The organism is Pseudomonas sp. W22_MBD1_FP4 (assembly GCF_052113765.1).
Lineage (GTDB): Bacteria > Pseudomonadota > Gammaproteobacteria > Pseudomonadales > Pseudomonadaceae > Aquipseudomonas > Aquipseudomonas sivasensis.
Genome location: NZ_JBGQOI010000001.1, coordinates 402,368 through 428,933, shown reverse-complemented (window position 1 = coordinate 428,933; position 26,566 = coordinate 402,368). Strand labels below are relative to the sequence as shown.

General features: G+C 58.8%; 19 protein-coding genes. 9 read left to right on the top strand and 10 right to left on the bottom strand.

Annotated features, from left to right (window positions below; all coding sequences use genetic code 11):
• The first annotated feature begins 156 nt into the window (after window positions 1–156).
• The 5 genes from ACEN2T_RS02015 (at window position 157) to ACEN2T_RS01995 (ending at window position 6,724) form a co-directional block, all read left to right on the top strand.
• Window positions 157–3,654 carry a response regulator gene (locus tag ACEN2T_RS02015; protein ID WP_095185024.1) on the top strand — a complete coding sequence of 1,166 codons (3,498 nt, stop codon included), beginning with the start codon at window positions 157–159 and terminating at the stop codon, window positions 3,652–3,654.
• Window positions 3,655–4,485, top strand: coding sequence for a CheR family methyltransferase (locus ACEN2T_RS02010; protein ID WP_177326419.1), 831 nt, complete (start codon window positions 3,655–3,657; stop codon window positions 4,483–4,485). It begins immediately after the preceding gene.
• The gene (locus tag ACEN2T_RS02005) at window positions 4,482–5,081 is read left to right on the top strand and encodes a chemotaxis protein CheB (protein ID WP_099602501.1); all 600 of its coding nucleotides are present in this window, start codon (window positions 4,482–4,484) and stop codon (window positions 5,079–5,081) included. The genes ACEN2T_RS02010 and ACEN2T_RS02005 overlap by 4 nt, the downstream gene beginning before the upstream one ends.
• Entirely contained in the window at window positions 5,075–6,268 is a 1,194-nt protein-coding gene (locus ACEN2T_RS02000) for a hybrid sensor histidine kinase/response regulator (RefSeq protein ID WP_095184745.1), read from the top strand. Before ACEN2T_RS02005 ends, ACEN2T_RS02000 begins: the two co-directional genes overlap by 7 nt.
• A 78-nt stretch (window positions 6,269–6,346) precedes the next feature.
• The gene (locus ACEN2T_RS01995; protein WP_032885674.1) at window positions 6,347–6,724 is read left to right on the top strand and encodes a response regulator; all 378 of its coding nucleotides are present in this window, start codon (window positions 6,347–6,349) and stop codon (window positions 6,722–6,724) included.
• A gap of 34 nt (window positions 6,725–6,758) precedes the next feature.
• Here ACEN2T_RS01995 and ACEN2T_RS01990 read toward each other — a convergent pair whose 3' ends face one another.
• From ACEN2T_RS01990 to ACEN2T_RS01970, 5 genes are all read right to left on the bottom strand, one after another.
• Window positions 6,759–11,477 (bottom strand): hypothetical protein, encoded by a 4,719-nt coding sequence (locus tag ACEN2T_RS01990; RefSeq protein ID WP_442116200.1) that lies wholly within the window; start codon window positions 11,475–11,477, stop codon window positions 6,759–6,761.
• 151 nt (window positions 11,478–11,628) lie between these two features.
• Entirely contained in the window at window positions 11,629–13,299 is a 1,671-nt protein-coding gene (locus ACEN2T_RS01985; RefSeq protein ID WP_442116199.1) for an ATP-binding protein, read from the bottom strand.
• Window positions 13,299–14,798 carry an ATPase domain-containing protein gene (locus ACEN2T_RS01980; RefSeq protein WP_032885743.1) on the bottom strand — a complete coding sequence of 500 codons (1,500 nt, stop codon included), beginning with the start codon at window positions 14,796–14,798 and terminating at the stop codon, window positions 13,299–13,301. The genes ACEN2T_RS01985 and ACEN2T_RS01980 overlap by 1 nt, the downstream gene beginning before the upstream one ends.
• A gap of 145 nt (window positions 14,799–14,943) precedes the next feature.
• Window positions 14,944–16,002, bottom strand: a complete 1,059-nt coding sequence (locus ACEN2T_RS01975; protein WP_442116198.1) for a tetratricopeptide repeat protein — start codon at window positions 16,000–16,002, stop codon at window positions 14,944–14,946.
• Between the two features lie 77 nt (window positions 16,003–16,079).
• A complete protein-coding gene (locus tag ACEN2T_RS01970; RefSeq protein WP_032885671.1) occupies window positions 16,080–16,973 on the bottom strand; it encodes a bestrophin family protein in 894 nt (297 codons plus the stop codon).
• Between the two features lie 291 nt (window positions 16,974–17,264).
• On the opposite strand from ACEN2T_RS01970, the gene ACEN2T_RS01965 reads away from it, so the two are divergent.
• The 4 genes from ACEN2T_RS01965 to ACEN2T_RS01950 are packed head-to-tail and all read left to right on the top strand — an operon-like array spanning window position 17,265 to window position 21,151.
• Window positions 17,265–18,032, top strand: coding sequence for an SDR family NAD(P)-dependent oxidoreductase (locus ACEN2T_RS01965; protein WP_099602498.1), 768 nt, complete (start codon window positions 17,265–17,267; stop codon window positions 18,030–18,032).
• Between the two features lie 12 nt (window positions 18,033–18,044).
• The gene (locus tag ACEN2T_RS01960; RefSeq protein ID WP_099602497.1) at window positions 18,045–19,229 is read left to right on the top strand and encodes an acetyl-CoA C-acyltransferase; all 1,185 of its coding nucleotides are present in this window, start codon (window positions 18,045–18,047) and stop codon (window positions 19,227–19,229) included.
• Between the two features lie 9 nt (window positions 19,230–19,238).
• The gene (locus ACEN2T_RS01955) at window positions 19,239–20,366 is read left to right on the top strand and encodes an acyl-CoA dehydrogenase (RefSeq protein WP_032885668.1); all 1,128 of its coding nucleotides are present in this window, start codon (window positions 19,239–19,241) and stop codon (window positions 20,364–20,366) included.
• An 11-nt stretch (window positions 20,367–20,377) separates the two neighbouring features.
• Window positions 20,378–21,151, top strand: a complete 774-nt coding sequence (locus ACEN2T_RS01950) for an enoyl-CoA hydratase (RefSeq protein WP_032885667.1) — start codon at window positions 20,378–20,380, stop codon at window positions 21,149–21,151.
• 73 nt (window positions 21,152–21,224) lie between these two features.
• On the opposite strand, the gene ACEN2T_RS01945 is transcribed toward ACEN2T_RS01950, so the two are convergent.
• The 5 genes from ACEN2T_RS01945 to ACEN2T_RS01925 all read right to left on the bottom strand — a co-directional run bounded on the left by ACEN2T_RS01945 (window position 21,225) and on the right by ACEN2T_RS01925 (window position 26,566).
• Entirely contained in the window at window positions 21,225–22,376 is a 1,152-nt protein-coding gene (locus ACEN2T_RS01945) for an acyl-CoA dehydrogenase family protein (RefSeq protein WP_122680985.1), read from the bottom strand.
• A gap of 3 nt (window positions 22,377–22,379) precedes the next feature.
• Window positions 22,380–23,483, bottom strand: a complete 1,104-nt coding sequence (locus ACEN2T_RS01940; protein WP_442116197.1) for an enoyl-CoA hydratase/isomerase family protein — start codon at window positions 23,481–23,483, stop codon at window positions 22,380–22,382.
• Between the two features lie 142 nt (window positions 23,484–23,625).
• Entirely contained in the window at window positions 23,626–24,336 is a 711-nt protein-coding gene (locus tag ACEN2T_RS01935) for an HPP family protein (protein ID WP_442116196.1), read from the bottom strand.
• A 178-nt stretch (window positions 24,337–24,514) separates the two neighbouring features.
• Window positions 24,515–24,754 carry a type VI secretion system contractile sheath small subunit gene (locus ACEN2T_RS01930; RefSeq protein WP_143499356.1) on the bottom strand — a complete coding sequence of 80 codons (240 nt, stop codon included), beginning with the start codon at window positions 24,752–24,754 and terminating at the stop codon, window positions 24,515–24,517.
• A 189-nt stretch (window positions 24,755–24,943) separates the two neighbouring features.
• Window positions 24,944–26,566 carry a phospholipid carrier-dependent glycosyltransferase gene (locus tag ACEN2T_RS01925; protein WP_122680989.1) on the bottom strand — a complete coding sequence of 541 codons (1,623 nt, stop codon included), beginning with the start codon at window positions 26,564–26,566 and terminating at the stop codon, window positions 24,944–24,946.

Genomic DNA, 26,566 nt, shown 5'->3' with positions numbered 1-26,566 from the left:
AGTTCCCGCAAGCGGTAAAAACAATGCAATACAAAAGGCTAGGGAGAATAGCTTGTTCCGCTGTAGGAATCTGTACAAAACAGCTTTAGAAAAATGGTCTTGCCCGCCAGTTTGGGGCAAACTCCCGGTTTTTCCGTATTTGGCCAAGGCATGCCCATGACTCCTGCGTCGTCCGTCGATGAAAAGAGCTTTCGTAACCTCCTGAGCCGGAACGTGGCATTGCCCCTGGGTGTGGGTGTGCTGAGCGCCGTGTTTTTCGTCTGCCTGATTACCTATTTGCTAACGGTGATCAAGTGGGTTGAGCACACCGATCGGGTAATCAATAACCTTAACGAGTCGTCCAAGCTCACCGTGGACTTGGAAACCGGCATGCGTGGTTTCCTGATTACCGGCGACGAGCATTTCCTCGACCCATACGAAGTGGCTAAGCCGCGCATCATTGCCGACCTGCGCAATTTGCAGGAACTGGTGGCCGATAACCCGCAGCAGGTCGACCGCCTCAAACGCCTTGAGGCCATGCAGGACGAGTGGAATAAATACGCCCAGTCGATGATAGATATGCAGCGCCAAAGCGGTGATTACCGCGGCGCGGTCAAGGCTGGCCGCGGCAAGCGCCTCACCGATGAGATTCGCAAGGAGTACGACGATGCGGTGGCGATGGAGCAACAGCTTCGCCTCACTCGCAATGAGGACGTGACGCGCACCACGGTGATCAGTGTCACCTTGTACCTGGTGTTCGTACTCGGTTTGAGTGGCTTTCTGGCGTATATCGGCCGGAAGAATTTACTTGCTCTATCACAGAGTTACGCCGCAACCCTCGCGTCTCAGCAGAAGATTGCACGGCGCCTCGAACAGCAGGCTTGGTTGCGCAACGGGCAAACCGAGCTGGCCGAACAAGTGCTGGGCCAACTGACCCTGAACATGCTGGGGCGCAATATCCTGCAATTTTTCGCTCAATACATGGGCTCGGCGGTTGCGGCGCTGTATGTACGCGAAGAGCACGGCGGCCTCAAGCGGGTCGCCACTTATGGCTTCTCCCGTGACCAGGAGCAACTGGAACAATCGATCTACAGTGACGAAGGCATCGTTGGGCAGGCTGCCCAGCTGGATCGCCTGATTCGCCTGGACGACGTGCCGGTGGACTACTTTAAAGTCAGTTCCGGCCTTGGCGAAGGCGCCACCCGCAGCGTGTTGGTGATGCCGACCAGCGATGATGACCGCGTCAACGGGGTAGTCGAACTCGGCTTCCTGCGCCCGCTGGAGGACCGTGACGTTGAGTTGCTGGAACTCATCGGCGGCAACATCGGCACCTCCATCGAAGCCGCGCGTTATCGCCAGCGCCTGCAGGAAGTGCTGGCCGAAACCCAGCAGCTCAACGAAGAGCTGCAAGTGCAGCAGGAAGAGCTCAAGACCGCCAACGAAGAGTTGGAAGAGCAGTCACGCATCCTCAAGGAATCCCAGGCCCACCTGGAGACCCAACAAGCAGAGCTGGAGCAGACTAACGAACAATTGGCCGAGCAGGCCCAGACCCTGGCCGAACAGCGCGACGCCATGGACCGCAAGAACATCCAGCTCAATCAGGCTCAGGTAGAACTGGAAGACCGCGCCGAAGAGTTGCAGCGGTCCAGCAAGTACAAGTCCGAATTCCTCGCCAACATGTCCCACGAACTGCGCACGCCGCTGAACAGCTCGTTGATTCTGGCCAAATTGCTGGCGGAAAACCCCCAGGACAACCTCAGTGCCGAACAGGTCAAGTTCGCCGAATCGATCTATTCGGCCGGTAATGACCTGCTCAACCTGATCAACGACATCCTGGATATTTCCAAGGTGGAAGCCGGCAAACTGGAAGTGCGCCCGGAAAACTCCAGCGTGACGCGTCTTGTGGACGGTCTGCGCGGGATGTTCGAGCCGCTGGCCGCCGACCGCAAGTTGGGGTTCCAGGTGGAGATCCAGCCAGGTGCGCCGATCATGCTGTACACCGACCGCCAGCGCCTGGAGCAGATCCTCAAGAACCTGCTGTCTAACGCAGTCAAGTTCACTGAACAGGGCCAGGTCAGCCTGTCGGTATCAAGCGCATCGGAAGGGGGCATTGCCTTTACCGTGCGCGATTCCGGGATCGGCATTGCTCCGGACCAGCAGGAAAGCATCTTCGAAGCCTTCCGCCAGGCCGATGGCACCACCAACCGGCGTTACGGCGGCACCGGCCTGGGCCTGTCGATCTCCCGGGACCTGGCGGCCTTGCTGGGTGGCTACATCAGCGTAACCAGTGAACCGGGCAAGGGCAGCGTTTTCACGCTGGTATTGCCGGAGCAGTACGTGGAGCGCGCCGAAGACGCGCCGCCGATCGAGCAGCCGCGCCAGGCCGTCGTAGTGCCGGCACCAACGCCGATCAAAGTGTCGCCGTTACCGGTGACCGACACTAAACTCATCCCGCGCTTTGCCGACGACCGCGACAAGGCACCGTTCACCACGCGCTGCATCCTGGTGGTAGAAGACGAGCCTAACTTCGCGCGCATCCTGTTCGACCTGGCCCACGAGCTGGGCTACCAATGCCTGGTCGCCCACGGTGCGGATGAGGGTTATAGCCTGGCTGAGGAATACATCCCCGATGCAATCCTGCTGGACATGCGCCTGCCGGACCATTCCGGGTTGACCGTGTTGCAACGCCTCAAGGAGCACGCCAGTACCCGTCATATCCCGGTGCATGTGATATCCGTCGAAGACCGCGTCGAAGCCGCCATGCACATGGGCGCCATCGGGTATGCGGTGAAACCCACCACCCGCGAGGAGCTCAAGGACGTATTTGCGCGCCTGGAAGCCAAGCTGACCCAAAAGGTCAAGCGCGTATTGCTGGTGGAAGACGACGACCTGCAACGCGATAGCATTGCCCGCCTGATCGGCGACGATGACATCGAAATTACCGATGTCGGTTACGCCCAGGCCGCGTTGGAGCTGCTGCGCACCAACGTCTACGATTGCATGATCATCGACCTCAAGCTGCCTGACATGCTCGGCAACGAGCTGCTCAAGCGCATGGCCACCGAGGACATTTGCTCGTTCCCGCCAGTGATTGTCTACACCGGGCGTAACCTCACCCGTGATGAAGAGGCCGAGCTACGCAAGTACTCGCGCTCAATCATCATCAAGGGCGCCCGTTCGCCGGAGCGCCTGCTGGACGAAGTCACACTCTTTCTGCACAAAGTCGAATCCCAGCTGTCCCATGACCGCCAGAAGATGCTCAAGACTGCCCGCAGCCGCGACAAGGTCTTCGAGGGGCGCAAGATCCTGTTGGTGGACGACGATGTGCGCAACATCTTCGCCCTCACCAGCGCCCTGGAGCATAAAGGTGCCGTGGTGGTGATCGGGCGTAACGGCCGTGAAGCCATCGAGAAACTCAATGAAGTCGACGATATCGACCTGGTGCTGATGGACGTGATGATGCCGGAGATGGACGGTTACGAAGCCACCGCCCTGATCCGCCAGGACCCGCGTTGGAAGAAGCTGCCGATTATTGCGGTGACGGCCAAGGCCATGAAGGACGATCAGGAGCGCTGCCTCGCGGCGGGTTCCAACGATTACTTGGCAAAGCCGATCGATCTGGACCGTCTGTTCTCACTGATTCGCGTATGGCTACCCAAGATGGAACGCATTTAAGTGGAGCACGTTTTTTTGGACAAGAGCAGCGACATTGAGCTGCGCCTGCTGATTGAGGCGATATACCTCAAGTACAGCTATGACTTTCGCGACTACTCGGGTGCGTCGGTCAAACGCCGTGTGGCTCACGCCCTACGCCAGTTCGACTGCGCGACCATTTCGGCGTTGCAGGAACGGGTGCTGCATGATCCAGCGGCATTCATGCAATTGCTGCAATTTCTCACGATCCCGGTGAGCGAGATGTTTCGCGACCCGTCGCACTTCCTGGCGATCCGCCAGGAAGTCGTACCGCTGCTCAAAACCTATCCGTCGATCAAGATCTGGATCGCCGGCTGCAGCACAGGGGAGGAGGTGTACTCCATGGCGATCCTGCTGCGCGAAGAAGGGCTGCTGGAGCGCACGATCATCTATGCCACGGACATCAATCCCGCCTCGCTCGATAAAGCCAAGCAGGGCATCTTTTCCCTGGAGAACGTGCGCGCCTACACCGCCAACTATCAGCAGGCGGGTGGGCAGCGTTCATTTGCCGACTACTACACGGCGGCTTACGATTACGCGATCTTCGACAAGACGCTGCGCGAGAACGTGACCTTTGCTGATCACAGCCTGGCGACCGATAGCGTGTTCTCAGAAACTCAATTAATTTCATGCCGTAACGTACTGATATATTTCAATAAAAAGTTGCAAGACAGGGCGTTTGGGTTGTTTCATGAGTCGCTGTGCCATCGCGGCTTCCTGGTGCTGGGCAGTAAGGAAACCCTGGATTTTTCTGCCTACAGCAAGCAGTTCGAAGCCTTGGTCAAGCAAGAGCGGATCTACCGGAAATCATGAACGACGCGCAAGCCAGCCCGATTCGCGGGATTGAAGCCATCGTCGTCGGCGCGTCTGCCGGCGGTGTGGAGGCGTTGCTGCATATTTTTGGCGAGCTGCCTGCGGGCTTTGGATTGCCGATCATTGCCGTGCTGCACCTGCCAGATGAGCGCCGCAGCCAACTGGCCGAGGTATTTGCGCGGCGCTTGCGTATCCCGGTGCTTGAAGCTCGTGACAAAGAAATTATTGCTGCGGGCTCCCTGTATTTCGCCGGTCCCGGCTATCACCTGTCGGTGGAGCATGACCGCAGTCTGTCCCTGAGCCAGGAGGATCGCGTGCATCATTCCCGGCCCGCCATCGATTACCTGTTCGCGTCCGCCGCTGATGTCTATGGCAAAAACTTGCTGGCTATTCTGCTGACCGGCGCCAACCAGGACGGCGCGAAAGGGTTGGCCCATGTCAAGCGCTCGGGGGGGATCACCGTCGTGCAAGACCCCGCCGAGGCGCGTATTTCGGTGATGCCGCTAGCGGCCCTGGCCTTGCATACACCTGACCATATTCTCACGCTGAGCCAAATTGGCTCGTTGCTGGCTTTGCTGGAATCCTCCCCATGTTAAGTACCTTCCAGGCCAAACTGCTGATCGTCGACGATCTGCCGGAGAACCTGCTGGCTCTCGAAGCGCTGATCAAACGCGAGGATCGCCAGGTCTTCAAAGCGTTGAGCGCCGACGAGGCCTTGTCCCTGTTACTGGAACACGAATTCGCCATGGCGATTCTCGACGTGCAGATGCCCGGCATGAACGGTTTTGAATTGGCCGAACTGATGCGAGGCACCGAAAAAACCAAGAACATCCCGATCGTGTTCGTCAGTGCCGCCGGCCGCGAACTCAACTACGCCTTCAAGGGCTACGAGAGCGGCGCGGTGGACTTCCTGCATAAACCGCTGGATATCCACGCGGTGAAGAGCAAGGTCAATGTCTTCGTCGACTTGTACCGCCAAAGCAAGGCCATGAAGCAACAGGTTGAAGCGTTGGAGCGCAGCCGCCGCGAGCAGGAGCAGTTGCTGAACCGCCTGCAGGCCACCCAGGCCGAGTTGGAACAGGCTGTGCGCATGCGTGATGACTTTATGTCGATTGTCGCCCATGAGGTGCGTACGCCCCTTAACGGGCTGATCCTGGAGACACAGCTCCGCAAGATGCACCTGGCCCGGGATAACGCCGCCGCGTTCACCCTGGACAAGATGCACGCGATGGTTGACCGCGATGAGCGGCAGATCAAAAGCTTGATTCGCCTGATTGAAGACATGCTTGATGTGTCGCGCATTCGCACCGGCAAACTGTCGATCCGCCCCGCAAGGTTTGACCTCGCGCAACTGGTCAGCAACCTGGTGGAGAACTTCGCGCCACAAGTGGCAGCCGCCGACTCGTCGATGCAACTGGTTGTGCAAGGGCCCGTCGAAGGGAACTGGGATGAGTTCCGCATTGAGCAGGTAGTCACCAACCTGCTGACCAATGCCTTGCGCTACGGGGCCAAAAGCCCGGTGGAGGTGCAGGTATACAGCGAGCATGGCGAAGCTCGGGTCGAAGTGCGCGACCACGGTATCGGCATCAGTGCAGAGAACCAGAAGCGTATTTTCCAGCAGTTCGAGCGCGTGTCTGCCAGCCAAGTGGCGGCGGGCCTGGGCCTTGGGCTGTTTATTTCCGAGCAGATCGTTGCGGCCCATGGCGGCACCATCGAGGTCGAAAGCCAGATAGGCGAGGGCGCGCTGTTTCGGGTGTGTCTGCCCCTTGAAACGTCAGCGTGAAATCAATCGTCACTTCGACGCAACCTCTGCGTGACCCCATGGTCGTACTTGCAGCAATTGACCGAACGAAGGCTTCCCATGAGTGAAGATGCACAAGATGTCGTACTGATCGTCGAGGACGACGAATCCATTATGTTTGTGCTGGGTGAATACCTGGCAGGCCTGGGTTATCGGGTCCTGAAGGCGATCGACGGCAAGCAAGCGTTCGAGATTCTGGCGACCAAGCCGCACTTGGACCTGATGGTCACCGACTACCGTCTGCCGGGCGGGATTTCCGGGGTACAGATCGCAGAACCGGCGATCCAGTTGCGACCGGAATTGAAGGTCATTTTTATCAGCGGTTACCCGCAGGAAATTCTCGAATGCAACAGCCCGATCACGCGCAATGCGCCGATCCTGGCCAAGCCGTTTGACCTGGATACCCTGCACGAGCATATCCAACGCTTGCTGGCGTGAAAAAGTGGCGCGTGGGCGCCACTCAATTCAATCGTTAACGTTTTAACCTTTGAACATTGGCGTTGAGCGTACTGGCTGGCGTGTACGCGAACTGCCAACCGCGTTTTCCGTCAATACCATTGAGGAAGGCCTGCAGACCTTTGTCGTTGCTCAGTGGATAGACCGTCATACCGCCGCTAATCACCGGGAGGTTGCCATTTTTGATCATGGCCATATCCAGATCCGGACTATTAGTGTTGAAAAGGTACAACTGATTGTCTTTGGTTTTTTGGATGTAGACGGTGTGCGCGAACGCTTCGCCCTCATTGGTATGCTTGAAATTCAATAGCCCGGACTCTGTAATGTCAGCGCTGTTGAACACCGTTTGGAGGCTATCTGTTTTTATCCCCATCAGGTCCAGGTAATGCGGCGAATAGTTTGTGCCGCCGCTGCGGTCTGTAGCCTTTATGACAGCATCGTACACTTCAGATGAAAGGCTTTTTTCAGCCTGCCCCACCCGCATAGACGCCTCGTAACAAACCAGGCCCTGATTACCCGGCGCTTTGTGCAGTATTTCCAAGTTCTGTCTCAACTGAGTGTTAGACAGTTTTTGGGGGCCGGACGGAGTGAGGGGGGCGCTGTACAAGCTGTTGACGTCCAGATTGAAAACGCTGTTTTTTTGCTGCCAGTCATCCGTGTGATCAAAGACCTTGAATTCCAACTTTGTTGGGTCGGTGCTATGGGTTTTATAGGGGGGCTGAAGTTTCTTGTCACGCGTCAGTTTTTCTAAGCCTTTTTGCATCGCCTCTGCGCTTGAGAAGTTGGCGAGACCATGGTTGGGATCATAAAAGTAATACGTTTTATACCCGCCATCGACTTTTACTCCCGCGGCCATCGCATGGCCTGGAGAGTCGATCATTAATGATTTCGAAATCGTCGAATTGGACAGCTCCCTCACCATGTCTTGAATGGAAACCTGACGGGTGGGCTGTCCTGCGTGGAAGGCACTTTGGCCACCCGTTTTGCTTTGGATTTTACTGAGCTTGGCGACGAAATCCCTGGAGGCCGGATCTAACGCAAAGGCCGCGGCGGTGTACATATTCTTGATTAACACTTGCTCCTTGCCTTGCGCCATCGCCGTTGCCATGGCACGTGCGAGAGCCGCGCACTGACCATCAGACAATTGCCCTGTTTGGGTGAGGTAAATGATTTGGGGCATAGGCGTAACGTCGCCGAAGCGCGGCTCAATGTTGCCTATAAATCGCGCCGATGTGTTTTTACCGAACTGATAGGCCATGTCGTCATACTTTTTGACCAACATGCCGACCTGTTCTGATGTCAGGGTTTTACTGGCGCCAAGCTTCATTAAGTCAGCCAATGACATCTTATTGGAGTAGCCATTGATCTTCCGCGGGTCTCCGTAAATATAGCCGCGGTCAAACGCCTCTTTATCTGGCCCTTCTCGATGGGTTCTAACGGATTTCTTCCAGTCGCCGACCACCGCGCCACTTATTCTTTTTGCAGGGTCCGTTGCTGTCGCAAAACTTCCCAAATCATTGCTGTGTACCGAAGGCAGGAAGTCTTTTATGGCAGGGCCGTAGGGTTGCCCGGTTGCCGGGTTGAAGGCGTGCCACTTTCCATCGAGAAGGGTTGCCGGTGCTTCAATGAACTCGTTGTTGACCTTGAATGTTCCCACCGAGGCCGCGTCGAAACGTTTACTGGCTGACACCAGGTCATAACTGCCAGCAGAATGAGTCAGTGTTCTAAAACCCTTTAGTACTGACGTGGAACCAGTTTTCGCGAGGTAAAAGGCCCCCTTGGCGAGGTCCGTTGCGCCGTCGAAGGGATTAAGACTTCCTATGGCTGTACGCCCGACAATCTTAGCGCCGTGGAGCAGCTTGCTGAGTGCGGAAGCGCCGGACATCATTGCTTTGGCGCCCTTTGCCGCCGCACCGGCCCCGACGATAAAACCAAACACATCCAATGTCAGATCCAAAACGCCTTCAGCGTAATCACCGTTTTGAAAGTTGAAAATCGCCGACCTTAACGGGATCAGATTCAACATGAACTCACGCACCTTTTTGTGAAAAGGCTCCTCAGTGTCAAAGGTCGTTTGTTGTTGGGCCTCCATTGTGAGTGCTTTGATATTGATGTGTTTGATAAACGCATCGGCAATATAAGAGGTACGTTCACTGTTAAAGCTATCGGGCGTGGCGGCTGCGCCACTTTTTTCATCCGTGAGGCCTGACGCGGACGGTGTATCGGGAATCACCTGGACAAGTTTTCTATCAGGATGGGTGTGACCGGTTGGGAATCTTCCAGGTCGAAAATCGCCCAGGTCGGTACGTTCGGTAATTTTTGCGTGTTTTAGATCTATCTCGTAGGTATGAATCTGACCCATGCGTTCAGTTTTGACCAACAGGTTGTGATCGTCACGCTCGCGTATTTTCGGCATGAGAGAGAAGGGTGAATAGTCAATGTATTGCTCTTTAACAAGAGTTAATTTTCCGAGTTCAAGATTATTTCGCGTGGAAATGGGTTGTTGCGATATCAAGTGTTTGACTTGCGTGCCCAGGCTTTTTTCCATGCCTGAGCAGTACGCCGAAAACGCACTTTTGAAGGCCGAGGAAAGATGAGGGAGTTGCTTTATCGTTTTCAGAACCTCGCTGATATTGACGCCAGAGGCTGACGAAACAAACCTGCTGGGCGAGTAGGGGGATCCGTCGGTGAAGAGCGCTCTATAAAAAGCATCGGGTTGGGCGGTGGGTGCGCCATGTGCACTTCTTCCATCCATGTACAAATCCAGGACCGAATAAGGTCCGGGCAAATCCGCAACAGAAGGCTCCAGCGTGATGCACTTTTCATCAAACAGTGCCGCAGCCATGTGCGGCAGCGCCTTCTGTAACTCTTCCCGCGCCATGTCCCTGGCTATCGGCATCGGTGCACGTTGCGCGTCGCTGGCAGTTTTCAATTCAGCGATCCGAACATGAAACGCGTTGCGCACTTCGTTCATCTGCGTTTCGTTTTCAGGGTAAGGCAAGCCATTGGCACGCCCCCAGTCCTTGAGCGCTTCCAGCTGGACAAGGAACTCAGTACGACGCTCCTCTTCAGAGATCGGTGCGATCGCCGCTTGCAGCATCACCTCGCCGTAGGTCATCACCGCCGTTGATCCCGCTGCCTTCGCCTCAAGGCGCCCGACGGCGGTGACAAAACTGACCCAACTGTGAGAGCCGAAGGTCAGGCTTTCGGGGATGTCCTTGACCAGCAACTCCGGCGTACGACTTGCCAACAGCAGGTGGGCTTGCAGCGCGGCTTTCTCGGGCGACGATGCTTGGCCTGAGGACACCAGGTAGTCGTTCAGGTCCTTGACGATGCCCGCTACAGGCTTCCCGTAAACATTAGGGCCCAAGGTAGAAATGCCCGCTACGTAGCCTCTGGGAGCGCCTGGTTGAACCTTACGGTCAATACTCAGCGCAGCCAGCAGCCAGTCGTTGGGACTGCCTTTCACAGACTTTGCATCGAAACTGCTCTGCAGTGCTTGGCCAAGTGCCTGCCCCCTGGGCGACTGGATCAACCTGTCGAGGACCCGTTGAGGATGACGTAACTCGGAAGGCTCGAATGTCGCGTCTTGCGCCAGGTACTCCAGCACGCTCTTGAAAGGCTTCAGGTCAATGTCGCCGATCTTGCCGTGACGTAGGTTTGCCCTCAGTTGCCACTGGCTGCGGGTGTCGAGTGGTATCGGCCATGCCAGTGCACCGCCATAGTTGCCATGGGGCGGGTGTTGGGGTTCTGGTCTGAGCAGGGCCGCGGCGAGATTCTCCGCTTCCTGGTGATTGGTGGGAATATCCCAACCGTTTGCCTGCAGGTAGTGCTCAAGTGTGGCTTCGCCCCATGTGTTCCTGGCAGCTTCCGGATAGCTGCTGTCGGGGGCGATCTGGACGTTGTTTTTCTGCAGGTGATCGAGAATCAGCTCGGAGGGAAGATCGCCGCGCTTTAAAAGCGTGGCGAGATGCGTGAACGCAAACGCGGCATCACGGCGGGTATTCTTATCTCCCAGGGCCTTCTTTTGCCCTGTGAGTGCCTCCTCACTGCGCGCCTCTTGAAGGCCGGCGGGTAGCTGCGCAAAGGATTTATCCTGCGCCAATTGCGCCGCTCTGTCCTGGCGCTCTGCGACTGACGATTTTTCGGGCTCCCGATAGAAGCGCTTCACCAGCCATAACGGCGCGCTGTTGCTGTGTTCGGACAACGGCGGGGAGAAAGTGGAAAGTCCGTTGCCCGCCGCTATGACCTTCGCCGCCTCAACGACAGGGCCGCTTACCCCGGACCACTGCTTGTCTTCCTGGCCATGCGTCTGTGTCACTGGTGATGCGGTGATATAGCGCTGAACTTTGAAAGATACTTGACCCGATTCGGGCGTGATTTTCACTGTGCGGCTATCCACCCCGATGTGTCTCATCCACTCCTTGACATCATCGGACTGCATCGCTCGCCCTAATTGCGCCCACCACTGACCGAATGTGGAGTTGGGAGGAATGTTTTCTATCATCACCTCCCGATCCTGACTTTCAACATCAGTCAAGCGAAGGAGTGCCTTGCCATAAATCTCGGCCAGAAGGCTGTCGCCCTCGGAACGGGCGGTGTCATGGGAGGGGACGGGACCTTCAGTCCTGAGCCCAGGCTTATTGAACTGGGGTTGATCTACGGACGCCAGTGGCGCGTTGACGTTCATCGGGAGGTGATGACTGAGCACTACATCATTACGGGATGGGATCATTGGCTAGCTCGTCAGGTCGGCAGGGAGGAACACCCTAGGTGTCACTCTCAGTACCCAAAACCGTTCTGGCGATTCCGCTTATCCCGACGCCAATGATTTCCGAACTTTTCCCTCTTGACCTGGCTGTGCTGCAAGCAATACATGCATCACATCACGCCCGGATCATCTCCTGCACCTTCGCCGTCAACAAATCAAAGGTAAATGGCTTGGTAATCAACTGCATGCCAGGGTCGAGAAAACCACCGCGCACGGCGGCATGTTCGGCATAGCCGGTAATGAACAATACCTTCAGATCCGGCCGCATCTGCCGGCCGATCTCTGCCATTTGTCTGCCGTTCATGCCGGGCAAGCCGACATCGCTGATCAACAGGTCGATCCGCTGTTCAGATTCAATGATCGGCAATGCCGTATTGGCGTCCTCTGCCTCAACAAACCCATAACCCAGCTCTTTAAGTACTGCGCTGACCAGCACGCGTACGGCGGGGTCGTCCTCGACGATCAGCACGGTCTCCCCGGAATTGGCAAATGGCAGCAACGCAGGGTCGACGGGTGCGGGCACGACGGTCTCACCCAGAAAACGTGGCAGGAACAGGCTGACGGTCGTCCCAAGGCCCACCTCGCTGTGCAGGGTGACGTGTCCGCGGGACTGACGGGCGAAGCCGTAGATCATCGATAAACCAAGGCCGGTGCCTTGCCCGATCGGCTTGGTGGTAAAGAAGGGATCGAACACACGGCCAATCACGCTTTGCGGGATGCCGCAGCCGTTATCACTGATGCTCAGCTCAACGTAATCGCCTGGAGGCAGGGTGCCAAAAGCAGCGGTGAAAACGCTGTCCAGGTGCCGATTCGACGTTTCCACCGTCAGCTTGCCGCCGTTGGGCATTGCATCGCGGGCATTGAGCACCAGGTTGAGCAGGGCGCTTTCCAGCTGATTGGGGTCGGCTTCAGCTGTCCAAGGCTGGTCGGCGAGTTGCATCTCAAGGGTAATGCTTTCATTGATGCTGCGTTCCAGCAGTTCACCCATGGAGCTGACCAGTTCATTGATATTGACCGGTTTGGAGTCCAAGGATTGCCGGCGGGAAAACGCTAGCAACCGATGGGTCAATCCGGCTGCGCGGTTAGCTGACGTGACGCCCAGGTCGATGAGGCTATCGAGGTCGTCCAACTTGCCACGGGACACGCGCCTGCGCAGTAACTCGAGGCTGCCGATAATCCCGGTGAGCATATTGTTGAAGTCGTGGGCGATACCGCCCGTCAATTGGCCGACGGCTTCCATTTTCTGTGATTGGCGCAGCGCCTCTTCGTTGTGGCGCAGTTGCGCGGTGCGCTCTTCGACTTGTTGTTCAAGGGTTTCAAGTGTGCGTTGCAGGCGCAGTTCGCTTTCGCTCAAGTCGATCAGGCGGTCACGCGCCTCGTACTGGCGACGACGGCCGCGCAGAGCAGCGCTGACCAGGCTGATCAGGGTCACCGGGTGGAAGGGCCGCTCCAGGAAGGTCACATTGCCGAGCAGGCCACTGAGGTGGGACGAACCGTTCTGTTCGCTGCCGCCGTGATGGGTCATCAGCACGATGGGCATATCCGACCAAGCGGGCTGCTGGTGCAGTTTTTCCAGCAGCGGCTCCAGCTCGATACCGCGCAAGGCTTCGGCGGCAATGATCAACAGACCTGCACCTTCTTCCATCGCGTCGCACAGCATCGGCAGGTGGGTCGCGACGATGCCGGAGTAACCGGCTTCGTTGAGCATCATCAACGCCAGTGAACTGTCGCGCCCCACTGGCGCCAGAATGATCGCGCGTTCGGAAACGCCAAGTAGATTCGGCACTATTGCTCATCCTTGAGCAAAGGGGAGCCTGCGCCCATGTAGGTCGGGATGCCGCGCAATACGCCCTGGAAGTTGTCCAAGGGCTCGCCGACGGTCAAGCCACGGTTGCTGATGCGGTATTCACGAATGGTCGACTCGTGGGCGCCGGTACGTTTCTTGATGATCGAAATCGCCCGGCGGACTTTGCCCAGCGCTTCGAAGTAACGCAGCAGAATCACTGTGTCGGCCAGGTAGGTGATGTCGACCGGTGCTTGCATGTCACCCACCAACCCGTGTTGAGCGACGGTCATGAAGGTCGCCGCACCGCGACGGTTGAGGTACAGCAGTAACTCGTGCATGTGCAGGATCAGCGCATTTTCTTCAGGCATCGCCGCCTGGTAACCGTTGATGCTGTCGATCACCACGGTTTTGATACCCCCTTCGTCGATAGCGCGGCGCACCCGGTGGGAGAACTCGCCAGGGGACAGTTCGGCAGCGTCCACTTGTTCGATCATCAAGTTGCCGGTGGCCTGCAGCGCTTCAAGGTCGATACCCATGTTTTTCATGCGCTCAAACAACAACCCCAGCTCTTCGTCGAATATAAACAGCGCTGCCTTTTCGCCGCGTAACACGGCGGCGGCAGCGAAGATCATCGAGATCAACGATTTGCCGGTACCGGCCGGGCCGAGAATCAGGCTGCTGGAGCCCGTCTCGATACCGCCTCCCAACAATGAGTCCATCTCGCTGATGCCGCTGGTGAGCGTCTGGCGGTTGTAACCACCGCGGTGTTCGGCGGCCACCAGGCGAGGGAATACATGCACCCCGTCCTGCATGATGGTGAAGTCGTGGAAACCGCCGCGATACTTCTGTCCACGGTACTTCACCACGCGAACGCGGCGGCGTTCGGCACCGTAGTTCGGCGTCAATTCTTCCAGACGGATCACGCCGTGGGCCACGCTGTGCACGGTTTTATCCAGGGATTCAGTGGTCAGGTCGTCCAACAGCAGTACGGTGGCGTCATAACGCACGAAGTAGTGCTTGATGGCGAGAATCTGCCGGCGATAACGCAACGAACTCTGCGCCAGCAGGCGGATCTCAGAGAGGCTGTCGACGACCACGCGGGTTGGCTTGACCCGTTCCACCACCTCAAAGATCTGCCGCGTGGCTTCACCCAGCTCAAGGTCAGAGGAATACAGCAGGCTCTGTTGGTGCTCGGCATTGAGCAAGCTTTCCGGTGGGGTCAGCTCAAAAATATGGATGTTGTCATCCAGGTCCCAACCGTGGGACTTGGCGCCCTGGCGCAACTCGCGCTCAGTCTCCGACAAGGTGATGTACAAGGATCGCTCGCCGTTTTTTGCCCCGGCCTGAAGGAAATGCAGGGCCACGGTGGTTTTACCGGTACCAGGTTCACCTTCAAGCAAAAACAGGTGGCTGCGCGATAGCCCCCCGGCAAGAATGTCATCAAGACCTTCGATGCCGGTGGCCGCCTTTTCACTGAACAGCTCTTTGGATGTAGACAAGAAGTGCCCTCGGGTCACGTACAAGTGGAAGGGCATGTTCGTCACAACACGCCATGTTCACTTGACCGTGGCACTATGCAACCGTTCAACAAACGGCTCAATTTATCGGTACAGGCGAGCCGTCCGCGAGGTGTCGTGGCGTGTCTTAGAGCCCTTGCTGCAAGGCCGGATCGTCCGGATTCTGTTGCTCAAGCTGAGCCAGCAGCACTTGGACATTCTGCAACTGCCCACTCTCTTTCCAGTAGTTGACCAGCAGCACCCGAGACTTGCGATTGGCCGGGTGGCGCTGGACGATTTCTTCCAATTGGCGCTGCGCTGCCTCCAGCTCCTGCTGGTCGTGCAGGGTGGTGGCCAGGTCGTAGCGGTAATCCTGATTATCCGGCTCAAGCTCTACCGCTTTGGACAGGCCGAGGAGGGCATAAGGCCGCTCGCCATGGTGCAGCAGCCACATGCCGAGGGCGTGTTGCAAGTAGGCGGACTCGGGGTGAGACGCCAACTGCCGCGCCAGCAATTGGCGGGACTCGTCGGTCTTGCCTTGCTTATCCAACAGCTCGATCTGCGCGACCACTGCTTGCAGGTTGTCCGGTTGCAAACGCATCGCCTGTTCCAGGGCCTGTTGCGCCTCCGGCAACAGCGCGCTGTGGATGTAGAGGCGTGCCAGCTGAATCCACCCCTCGGCGGTTTCGGGCTGGGCCTTGAGGTATTTCACGAATTCGTCCAACACCTGCTGCAGCGGCCCGAAATACAGGCCAAGTGTATCCGGCGACAGGCCGAGCAAAGCATTGGCGGCGGCAAAGCGCACGCTTTGCTCGGGGTCATCCAGCGCCGGGCCCAGCAGCAGGGTGCGCTGGCCCGTGGGCACAAGGCCGACAATGCTGTGGATCGCCGCTTCACGCACCACCGGCGATTCATTGATCAGGTCTTTATCCGCCAGCTTCAGGGCCTGGGGGCTTGGATAGTTGTGCAGTTCGGCATGCAGGGCGGCGCGGCGCTCATCGGTCAGGTCCGGGCGGCCCAATTGCTGATACAGCACTCGGGCGGCGCCAGGCTCGCCGTTACGCGCCTGTTTCAACGCTTTGGCGTAGCCATGGGCAATCGCGGGAGCCACAGCCACCGGGGCGGAGCGGGAGAAATACCAAGTGAGCAGCACAATGAAGAACAGGGCGCACAGGCCGACGATGGCGTAACGGCGTGACTTTGACATGCAGGCGTCCGAAAGCTTGAGTAGCTATTACAAAGGCCGTCAGCTTCGGTCAGACCAGGGCAGGTGTCAAACCGGCGTCAGGTGAGCACGTACTCCACTGGCTCCAAGGGCGCTGGCAGTTCGGTTTCGCCCAGCGCCGCGAGAATCTCACGCTCCAAGGTGCGTAGGAGCGCATTGCAGGGCAGGTCGTTTTCATCAAAGCCGAACGGGTCTTCCAGGTCATCGCCGATTTCATCCAGGCCAAAAAAGGTGTAGCTGACAATGGCGGTGAACACCGGTGTCAGCCAGCCCAGAGGTTCGGCCATGGCGAAGGGCAGCAGAATACAGAACAGGTAGATGGTGCGGTGCAAAAGCAGCGTGTAAGGGAAGGGCAGTGGCGTGGTCTTTATCCGCTCGCACGAGGCCTGAACCTGACTCAGGCTGACCAAGCGGGTTTCCAGCTGGGTGTAGCGCCATTCGCTGATGACGCCCTGCTGAGCCAGTACCGAAAACCGCCCGCCGAGCTGTTGCAGCACACGGTCCGGCAGGTTGGGATGGTCCGCTTCCACGCTGGCCCAGGGCTGTATCGCCTGGGCTTCATTTTCATGGCGCAGTCGTGCGATCAACCCATGGGCAAAGCCGCCCAGCCCGCGCAACACGCGCGCACGTTCAGCGGCATCGGCGAGTACTTGGGTTTCACGGATCAGCGAGCGCACCTCGATGATCATCTGCCCCAACTGCTTGCGACCCTCCCACCAACGGTCATAGCAGGCATTGTTGCGAAAGCTCATGAAGATCGACAACGAGAGCCCGAGCAAGGTGAAGGGCGTGGCGTTGACCTTGGAGAAGTACGCGGGGTGCAGGGTTTCCACGAGCACGATCACTGACGCCAGCAACGTGACCAGTAGGCTGCGCAGGGCGATGCGTTTGGCAATCGAACCTTTTAGGGAAAACAGGATACCCAGGAGATTGGGTTTAGGACGCACGATCATGGGGGGGCTTCTTTGGTGGCGCAGTCCATCAGGTTAGAAGCTGATAGGGAGGGCGTCCAATCGCTTGGGCCTACCGGCTGATCGGTGGGGTCTATGATCGGAGGTGCGCCAGCTTCTGTGTCAAGCAGGCCTCTGTGGTGGGCGGAGCAAGTCCGCTCACCACCAGTGCCTTGCCCCCTTGGCCAAACCAGTCAGCCATGTTGAAAGCTTTGACCATTGTCGCTGTGCAGCACCCAAGCGACTATCAGGGCCCTACGCTCGTTACCCGGTCCATCGTTCAAGGAAACAATGATGCAGATTGAAAACAAGGTTTTTCTGGTCAGCGGCGGCGCTTCGGGCCTCGGCGCGGCCACCGCTGAGATGCTGATCGCCGCTGGTGCCAAGGTGATGCTGGTGGATTTGAACGCCGAAGCGGTCGCCGCCAAGGCCAAGCAATTGGGTGAAAACGCCCGCAGTGCGGTGGCCGACATCAGCCAGGAAGCTGCCGCTGAAGCCGCCGTGCAAGCCACGGTTTCGGCCTTTGGCGGCTTGCACGGGTTGGTCAATTGCGCAGGCGTGGTGCGCGGCGAGAAAATTCTCGGCAAGAACGGCCCTCACGTGCTGGCGAACTTCGCCCAGGTGATCAACGTCAACCTGATCGGCAGCTTCAACCTGTTACGCCTGGCCGCTGCGGCCATTGCGGAAACCGAAGCGAATGCCGACGGTGAACGCGGCGTGATCATCAATACCGCTTCCGTGGCCGCCTTCGATGGGCAAATCGGTCAGGCTGCGTATGCGGCCTCCAAAGGTGCCATCGCCAGCCTCACACTGCCCGCGGCTCGTGAATTGGCGCGTTTCGGTATTCGCGTAATGACCATCGCTCCCGGTATCTTCGAGACGCCCATGATGGCCGGCATGACGCCGCAAGTGCGCGACTCCCTGGCCGCCGGCGTGCCATTCCCGCCACGCCTGGGCAAGCCTGCCGAATACGCCGCACTGGTGCGGCACATCATTGAAAACAGCATGCTCAATGGCGAGGTGATCCGTCTTGACGGCGCCTTGCGCATGGCAGCCAAGTAAGGAGAGTGACCCATGACTGATCCCATCGTGATTGTCAGCGCCGTGCGCACGCCCATGGGCGGGTTCCAGGGTGACCTCAAGGGACTGACCGCGCCTCAACTCGGTGCCGCCGCTATTCGTGCAGCGGTTGAGCGCGCCGGTATCGCCACCGACGCCGTGGATGAAGTGCTGTTTGGCTGCGTACTCCCTGCTGGCCTGGGCCAGGCGCCAGCGCGGCAAGCGGCATTGGGCGCCGGGTTGGACAAGTCCACCCGTTGCACCACCCTCAACAAGATGTGCGGCTCAGGTATGGAAGCCGCCATCCTGGCCCATGATTCACTGCTGGCGGGCAGTGTCGATGTGGTGATTGCTGGCGGTATGGAGAGCATGTCCAACGCGCCGTATTTGCTGGACCGCGCCCGCAGTGGCTACCGCATGGGTCATGGCCGCGTCCTCGACCACATGTTCCTCGACGGCCTGGAAGACGCTTACGACAAGGGCCGCCTGATGGGCACCTTCGCCGAAGACTGCGCCCTGCATAACGGCTTTACCCGTGAAGCCCAGGATGCCTTCGCCATTGCCTCCCTGGCCCGAGCTCAGGAGGCGATTAGCCACGGCAACTTCGCTGCCGAAATCGTCCCGGTACAGGTCACTGTCGGCAAAGAGCAAAAAACCATTCTGCACGATGAGCAGCCCCCCAAAGCCAAGCTGGACAAGATTGCCAGCCTCAAACCGGCGTTCCGCGAAGGCGGCACGGTGACAGCGGCCAACTCCAGCTCGATTTCCGACGGTGCTGCGGCGCTGCTGCTGATGCGCGAGTCCGAGGCGCACAAACGTGGGCTCAAGCCGTTGGCGGTGATCCATGGGCATGCTGCATTTGCCGATGAGCCGGGGCTGTTTCCCGTGGCGCCGGTGGGTGCGATTCGCAAATTGATGAGCAAGACCGGCTGGAACCTTGATGAAGTGGATCTGTTCGAGATCAACGAAGCCTTCGCGGTGGTCAGCCTAGTGACCATGAGCAAGCTGCAAATCCCCCATTCCAAGGTCAACGTGCACGGCGGTGCCTGCGCCCTCGGCCACCCGATTGGTGCCTCGGGTGCCCGCATCCTGGTGACCTTGCTCTCGGCCCTGCGCCAGAAGGGCCTCAAGCGTGGCGTTGCCGCGATCTGCATCGGCGGTGGTGAAGCCACAGCCATGGCCGTCGAATGCCTGTATTAAGGAACCACGATGCTGCCCAATGACGAACAACTGCAAATCAGCGACGCGGCCCGGCAATTTGCCCAGGAACGTCTCAAACCTTTCGCCGCCGAATGGGATCGCGAGCACCGCTTTCCCAAGGAGGCCATCGGCGAGATGGCCGAACTGGGGTTTTTCGGCATGCTGGTGCCGGAGCAATGGGGCGGTTGCGATACCGGCTACCTGGCTTACGCCATGGCCCTGGAAGAAATTGCCGCCGGTGATGGAGCCTGCTCCACCATCATGAGCGTGCACAACTCGGTGGGGTGCGTGCCCATCCTCAAGTTCGGCAACGACCAGCAAAAAACGCAGTTCCTCACGCCTCTGGCCAGCGGCGCCATGCTGGGGGCCTTTGCCCTGACCGAACCGCAGGCCGGTTCCGACGCCAGCAGCCTGAAAACCCGCGCGCGTCTGGACGGTGACCACTACGTGCTCAACGGTTGTAAACAGTTCATCACCTCCGGGCAAAACGCTGGGGTGGTGATTGTGTTTGCCGTTACCGACCCAGCGGCAGGCAAACGCGGGATCAGTGCGTTTATCGTGCCCACCGATTCGCCGGGCTACAGCGTCGCGCGGGTCGAGGACAAGTTGGGGCAGCATGCGTCCGACACGTGCCAGATTCTGTTTGAAGACGTGAAGGTCCCGGTGGCCAACCGTTTGGGTGAGGAGGGTGAAGGCTACAAGATCGCCCTGGCCAACCTCGAAGGCGGCCGCGTGGGCATCGCCTCGCAAGCAGTGGGCATGGCCCGTGCCGCGTTTGAAGCGGCGCGCGACTACGCCCGCGAGCGCGAGAGTTTCGGCAAACCGCTGATCGAACACCAGGCGGTAGCCTTCCGACTCGCCGACATGGCCACGCAAATCGCCGTGGCACGGCAGATGGTGCATTACGCCGCCGCCTTGCGCGACAGTGGCAAGCCGGCGCTGGTGGAAGCGTCGATGGCCAAGCTGTTTGCCTCGGAAATGGCCGAAAAAGTCTGTTCGGCCGCCTTGCAAACCTTGGGCGGTTACGGTTACCTGAGCGACTTTCCCCTGGAGCGGATCTACCGCGATGTGCGGGTCTGCCAGATCTACGAAGGCACCAGCGATATTCAACGCATGGTCATCTCACGCAATCTCTAAGGAGCCGATACATGAGTTACGAAACCATTTTGCTCGACGTCCAGGGCCGCGTCGGGCTGATTACCCTGAATCGTCCGCAAGCCCTGAATGCGCTGAATGCGCAGTTGGTCAGTGAGTTGAACCATGCACTGGATGATCTGGAAGCCAATCCGCACATCGGCTGCATCGTGCTGACCGGTTCGAAGAAAGCCTTTGCGGCCGGCGCCGATATCAAGGAAATGGCCGAGCTGACCTACCCGCAGATTTACCTCGATGACCTGTTCAGCGACAGCGACCGCGTGGCCAACCGCCGCAAGCCGATCATCGCCGCCGTCAACGGTTTTGCTTTGGGCGGCGGCTGCGAACTGGCGCTGATGTGCGACTTCATCCTGGCGGGTGATGGCGCCAAATTCGGCCAGCCAGAGATCAACCTCGGCGTCCTGCCCGGCATGGGCGGCACCCAGCGCCTGACCCGCGCGGTAGGCAAGGCCAAGGCCATGGAAATGTGCCTGACCGGGCGCTTTATCGATGCGGTGGAAGCTGAGCGTTGCGGGATTGTCGCGCGCATCGTGCCGGCCGATGAGCTGCTGGATGAAGCGCTGAAGGTCGCCACGCTGATTGCTGGCAAGTCGGTGCCAATCAGCATGATGGTCAAGGAAAGCGTAAACCGTGCGTTTGAAGTGAGCCTGTCCGAAGGCGTGCGCTTTGAGCGCCGCGTGTTCCATGCGGCGTTTGCGACGCTGGATCAGAAGGAAGGTATGGCGGCGTTTGTGGCCAAGCGCGCGCCAGAGTTCAAGGATAAGTAAGCCAATCTTCATGTACTGAAGTGCAAATGTGGGAGGGGGCTTGCCTCCTCCCACAGTAGTTCGTTGGTGTCTGTCAGAGCTGGTAGTTCTTGAGTTCCCTGGCAATCACCATCCGCTGGATCTCGCTGGTCCCTTCGTAAATCTGCGTGATCCGCGCATCCCGGTAGTAACGCTCCACCGGGTAATCCTCCAGGTAGCCGTAGCCGCCATGTATCTGCATCGCTGACGAGCAGACCTTCTCCGCCATTTCAGAGGCAAACAGTTTGGCTTGTGACGCTTCCGACAGGCACGGCTTGCCGGCACTGCGCAGGCGCGCTGCGTGCAGGATCAGCAGGCGGGCCGCGTTCAAGCGGGTCTGCATGTCCGCCAGCAAATTAGCCACGCTCTGATGCTCGATGATCGCCTTGTCGAACTGCACCCGGTCTCGGGCGTAGGCCAGCGCCGCTTCAAACGCTGCTCGCGCGATACCCAGGGCCTGGGCGGCGATACCGATGCGGCCACCTTCCAGGTTCGACAGCGCAATCGCCAGGCCTTTGCCGCGTTCGCCCAGTAAGTTGGCTTCGGGAACTGTGCATTGGTTGAGGGTGACGGCACAGGTGTCAGAAGCGCGTATGCCCATCTTGTGTTCGGTGCGGTCCACCACAAAGCCAGGGGTGTCGGTAGGCACTAGGAAAGCGGAAATGCCTTTCTTGCCCAAGTTCGGATCAGTCACGGCAAACACGATAGCCAACTTGGCGCGCTTGCCGTTGCTGACGAATTGCTTGGCGCCGTTGATCACCCACTGGCCGTCACGCAGCTCAGCGCGAGTGCGCAGATTGTGGGCTTCGGAACCGGCCTGGGGTTCGGTCAGGCAGAAGCAGCCAATCGCCTGGCCACTGGCAAGTTCTGCCAACCAGGTTTCTTTCTGCGCCGTTGTGCCGTAGTTGAGGATCGGCCCGCAACCCACTGAATTGTGGATACTCATCAGTGCGCCGGTGGCGCCATCGCCGGCAGAAATCTCCTCCACCGCCAGGGCATAAGCCACGTAGTCGACGTAGGTGCCGCCCCATTCTTCCGGGACCACCATGCCCAGCAGGCCGAGTTCGCCCATCTTGGCTACCAGGTTGTCGTCAATCCAGCCGGCTTTTTCCCAGGCTTGGGCGAATGGGGCGATTTCACGTCGGGCGAAGTCACGCGCCATGTCGCGGATCATCACTTGTTCTTCAGTGTATTCAATGTCTTGCATGGCTTATCTCGCAATTTGCTCGAACTGTTGGAAGAAGCTTTCGACGTGGGCAACTGATAGCCCATGCAACGTTGGCGGGTTCCAGCGCGGGGTTTTGTCCTTGTCGATGATCAGGGCGCGCACGCCTTCGATCAGGTCGCCGCGCTTGAACCATTGCCGGTCCAAGTGCAGTTCCAGGGCGAAACACTGTTCCAACGACAGGCGGCGGCCTTTGCGCAACATTTGCAAAGTCACGGCCATGGCCAGGGGCGAGCGGGTCTGCATCAGGTGGGCCGTGTTGAGCGCCCATTCATGGCTGTCGGCAACGGTGACGGCCTGTAATTGCTCAACGATGCTCGGCACATCCGGCAACCCGAAGAAATGGTCGATCGCCGGGCGCAAGGCTGCCAGCGGCGCATCGGGAAGCTGCTGCACCGCAAGCTTTGCCAGCACACCTTGCAAGTCTTTGAGCGCAGAGTCGTGCCATTGCAGGTGGTCGAGTTTCTGGTCCAGGTCGGCGAGCTTGTCGCTGTCGAGGTACCAGTCCGCCAAACCGCAATACAGTGCATCGGCGGCGCGGATCTGCACGCCGGTGACGCCGAGGTAAATCCCCAGTTCGCCCGGAATGCGCGGCAGGAAATAGCTGCCACCCACGTCTGGAAAATAACCAATGGCCACTTCCGGCATGCCCAGGCGGCTGCGCTCGGTAACGACGCGTAAATCGGCACCTTGCACCAGGCCCATGCCACCGCCGAGGACAAACCCGTCCATCAACGCCAGTACGGGCTTACGGTAGTGGTGGATGGCGAGGTCGAGGGCGTATTCCTCGACGAAGAAATCTTCGTGAAGGGTGTCGCCATTCTTGAAACTGTCGTACAGGGAACGGATATCGCCGCCGGCACAGAAGGCTTTGTCGCCGGTGCCGCGCAGGACCACGGCGTAGACCGATGGATCGTCGGACCAGGCCTCCAGGTGCCGGGTCAGGCTGCGAACCATGTCGAGGGTGATGGCGTTTAAACCCGCAGGGCGGTTAAGGGTGAGGTGGCCGATATGGTTGCGGACGTCGGCCAGTACCTCTTCCTGAGGCGAATCGGCGCGGCTTGCTTCGGATGAAACCTGAGCAGTCATCTCTAACTCCCTGCTTTTATTGTTCTTTATCAAGATGTTCGGGGACGAACCATCTCGCGATCGTACCAGTGCAAATTTGCGCAGTACAACCCGGAATCATGCAGGTGGTTGTTGCATTTATGCAGGGCGCCCGGGCCTCTGCTCAGGGCACGCGCTTGGCCAGTACTTCGCCGATGCTGCGACGGCGCGCGTGGGTTTCGGCCGCGTGAATCAGTTGTTCAAGCTCTGCGGGCGCCACGTCGTAGAACTGCTCCATCTCGGCAAGCGCCAGCTTCAAATCGGCGGCGGTCACGGCAGGGTTTCGCGCTGCATCGGGGGTATTCAATACGGCCGAAGGGGACTCGACAGCACCCTTGGGATAACGCGTGCGAGTGGCGTTGTTGTAGGCCAGCGCACATGCCAGCAGGGCGCTGGCGCCGAGCAGCACAGCGCCCAACTCATGCCAGCCCAGTGCGGCGGAAGCCGGGTCGGCCAGCACCAGGGTCATGGCCAGGCCACCTGCGGGTGGGTGCAGGCAACGCAGCCAGCACATCAACACCACTGCCATGCCGGCCGCCAGGCAAGCGCCGCCCAAGGTGCGTCCGAGAACCCGCGCGACCAGCAATGCTACGACACCGGCGCACAGGTAGCTGCCGATGATCGACCAGGGTTGCGCCAGCGCACCGGAGGAGACGGCAAACAACAACACCGCCGAGGCCCCTAGCGGGCCGAGCAGGTGCAGCGCCACCTCCATGCCAAATACCTGGGCACAGAGCCAGACACTGAACAATGTACCCAGTGCCATGCCAATGGCGGCCCGGCTCCATTCGGTAGGACGAGTATTGATTGCAGCGGGAAACCAGCGAGCGAGCATTGAAAAGAAATCCATAAACGGCGGGCAAAAAAAAGGCTTGTCTGGTTTCCCGGAAAAGCCCTTTGAACGTTCCTGCATTTGGGGGAGGAACCTGCCCAGTGTGCCGCGCCTCGATTATCGGCGCCAATGCATATTAATGAGGTTTTAATGCATAAATATTGAATTAAAACCCATTTCACTAGAGGGGAATGTACGCGGTGTTCAGTTTGCCCAATACGCGGATATCGGTTTCTTCGTTGAACATATGCTTTTGCAGGTTTTCCAGGAGCCCTGGCTCGCCAGAGAGGGGACCTTTGAGTGCCACCAGAGCGTTGCGTAGCGACATCAGTCGATCCAACGGCGGAATGGGCAGGTAGCCGATATGCACTTCATCCCGGTTCAAGGCAGCAGGAGTATCAGGTAAACGATCATTTGGCACGGCATTGTCCTCTCGCGAAGTGAGCCGCAGTGATGGCTGCCGCTCTTAACGTCCTTGTTGTGTTCCATGGCCTGTGGCGGTAAAGACCTACCCCACATGGCCATCGAGTTTACAGTTGGGTTTCAACCCCCGGAAAGTGAAATGACACCAGCCATTACGCATAGCTGCGTAGGATTCTTCCGGGTCGGCTCAAGGCTGTGGGGGTTTGGCCAGGTACAGCAGGACAAAGGTGTTGCGATCGAACTCGCCCGTTAAGGTCGGCGTGAGCGTGGCAAAGCGCGGATCTTTAAGCGCGCGGAAATCCTCTTCGCTCATCACCAGCCAGGCTGGCCCTTGCAGCGGCGTCAGGTCAGCAGCTTGCTGGGTAAACAATGGCACCTGATCGCAGTCGAGGTTGACCATGTATTTGATGGCCTTGGCGTCTTTGCCCAAACCGTGCAAGACCACGGGGGCACGCTGCTGCATCACCTGCTCATGAACGTTCAAGGTAAATGTGCGGGTGTCATAGACACTGCGCTCCAGCGGTTCCACCACCAGGATATAGGTAGCCCACACCGCCAACACCGCAGTGAAGGCCGGCCCGACCGGCCGTAGACGAGAGACGAACAACGACAACAGCGCCAATGCCTGCAGCGCACCAAGCACACCCAGCACCAAGCCCAGATGGCTCAGGTGTTCCGGATAACGTGGGCGCACGAACAGCAGCCCGGCGATCAGCAGCGTAGGCAGCAGCGTCCATAAACCCAGCATCAGGCCGCGCAGCCAGGCGAAAAGCCGCCCGCGTGCACCGTAAAAGGGATACGCCGCAATAATCGCCGCCATGGGCAGCATCGGCAGTACATAGCGCGCCTTTTTCGCCTGGGGAATCGACAGGCCAACCATCACCAGCAAGCCGGCAGCGGCGCAGTACAGCACCAATTGCAAGGCCGGCTCCGGCGTGCGCCGCCCACCGGTTGCCACTGCCAGCAGCACTAGCAACGCCAGGGGATAGGCCAAGGCGTAATTACCCAGGGAGCTGGTGAAGTAATACAGCACACCGCTGCTGCCTTCGCTGCCATCCATGCGCCCGAGGAACTGCATGCGGATCACGTCCTGCATGAAACGCTCACCGCCACTGAGTTTGGCCATCAGCAACAGCAGGCCGACACAGGCCAGCAGCAGCGCCAGCGCCAGGAGGCCGAAGCTGAGCAGTTGGCGCCATTGCCGGTTGATCAGGTAATAGCTGCACAGCACACCGGTGGGCACGACCAGGCCAATTGGCCCGCGTATCGCAAACCCCAGGATCAAGAGCAGAAACAGCCAGTGCAGACGTTTACCCGCAGAGAAATGATCATGGGCGTAACCCAGATAAAACACCGTCAAGGTGATCGCGGCGAGCATCTGGTCCAGGGACACGGCGCGGGTTTCGCTGATAAAGGTGGTGCTCAACAGCAGCACCGCAATGCTCAACAAGCCCCAGCGCTGGGAGTAGGGCGCCGTGAGGCGATACACCAGGATGACGATCAGTGCCGAGGCCATCGAAGTGGGCAGCCAGGCCGTGAGGCTGGTGACCTGGCCCAGGGGCAGCGACAACAGCCAGGTCATCAGGGTCGAGGTGGCCAGATAATCAGCATACGGCTGGCCGTAAGTGGTGGGAAAAAAGCCCGGCCCATGGCGCAGCATTTCCTGGGCGAACAGCACGAAGCGTGAGTCGAAACCGATAATCGCCTGGTGCCAACTGCCGGCAATAAACAGCAACAGCGCCAGCAATCCCAGGCAGAGGGATTGGCGGCGGATCGTGGCACTCAGCAAAGGCGGTCGGGCTGTGTTCAC

Coding starts and splice junctions, on each gene's coding strand:
- ACEN2T_RS02015 (WP_095185024.1), top strand. CDS start 157: ATGACTCCTGCGTCGTCCGTCGATGAAAAGAGCTTTCGTAACCTCCTG.
- ACEN2T_RS02005 (WP_099602501.1), top strand. CDS start 4,482: ATGAACGACGCGCAAGCCAGCCCGATTCGCGGGATTGAAGCCATCGTC.
- ACEN2T_RS02000 (WP_095184745.1), top strand. CDS start 5,075: ATGTTAAGTACCTTCCAGGCCAAACTGCTGATCGTCGACGATCTGCCG.
- ACEN2T_RS01995 (WP_032885674.1), top strand. CDS start 6,347: ATGAGTGAAGATGCACAAGATGTCGTACTGATCGTCGAGGACGACGAA.
- ACEN2T_RS01990 (WP_442116200.1), bottom strand. CDS start 11,477: ATGATCCCATCCCGTAATGATGTAGTGCTCAGTCATCACCTCCCGATG.
- ACEN2T_RS01975 (WP_442116198.1), bottom strand. CDS start 16,002: ATGTCAAAGTCACGCCGTTACGCCATCGTCGGCCTGTGCGCCCTGTTC.
- ACEN2T_RS01970 (WP_032885671.1), bottom strand. CDS start 16,973: ATGATCGTGCGTCCTAAACCCAATCTCCTGGGTATCCTGTTTTCCCTA.
- ACEN2T_RS01965 (WP_099602498.1), top strand. CDS start 17,265: ATGCAGATTGAAAACAAGGTTTTTCTGGTCAGCGGCGGCGCTTCGGGC.
- ACEN2T_RS01960 (WP_099602497.1), top strand. CDS start 18,045: ATGACTGATCCCATCGTGATTGTCAGCGCCGTGCGCACGCCCATGGGC.
- ACEN2T_RS01955 (WP_032885668.1), top strand. CDS start 19,239: ATGCTGCCCAATGACGAACAACTGCAAATCAGCGACGCGGCCCGGCAA.
- ACEN2T_RS01950 (WP_032885667.1), top strand. CDS start 20,378: ATGAGTTACGAAACCATTTTGCTCGACGTCCAGGGCCGCGTCGGGCTG.
- ACEN2T_RS01945 (WP_122680985.1), bottom strand. CDS start 22,376: ATGCAAGACATTGAATACACTGAAGAACAAGTGATGATCCGCGACATG.
- ACEN2T_RS01940 (WP_442116197.1), bottom strand. CDS start 23,483: ATGACTGCTCAGGTTTCATCCGAAGCAAGCCGCGCCGATTCGCCTCAG.
- ACEN2T_RS01935 (WP_442116196.1), bottom strand. CDS start 24,336: ATGCTCGCTCGCTGGTTTCCCGCTGCAATCAATACTCGTCCTACCGAA.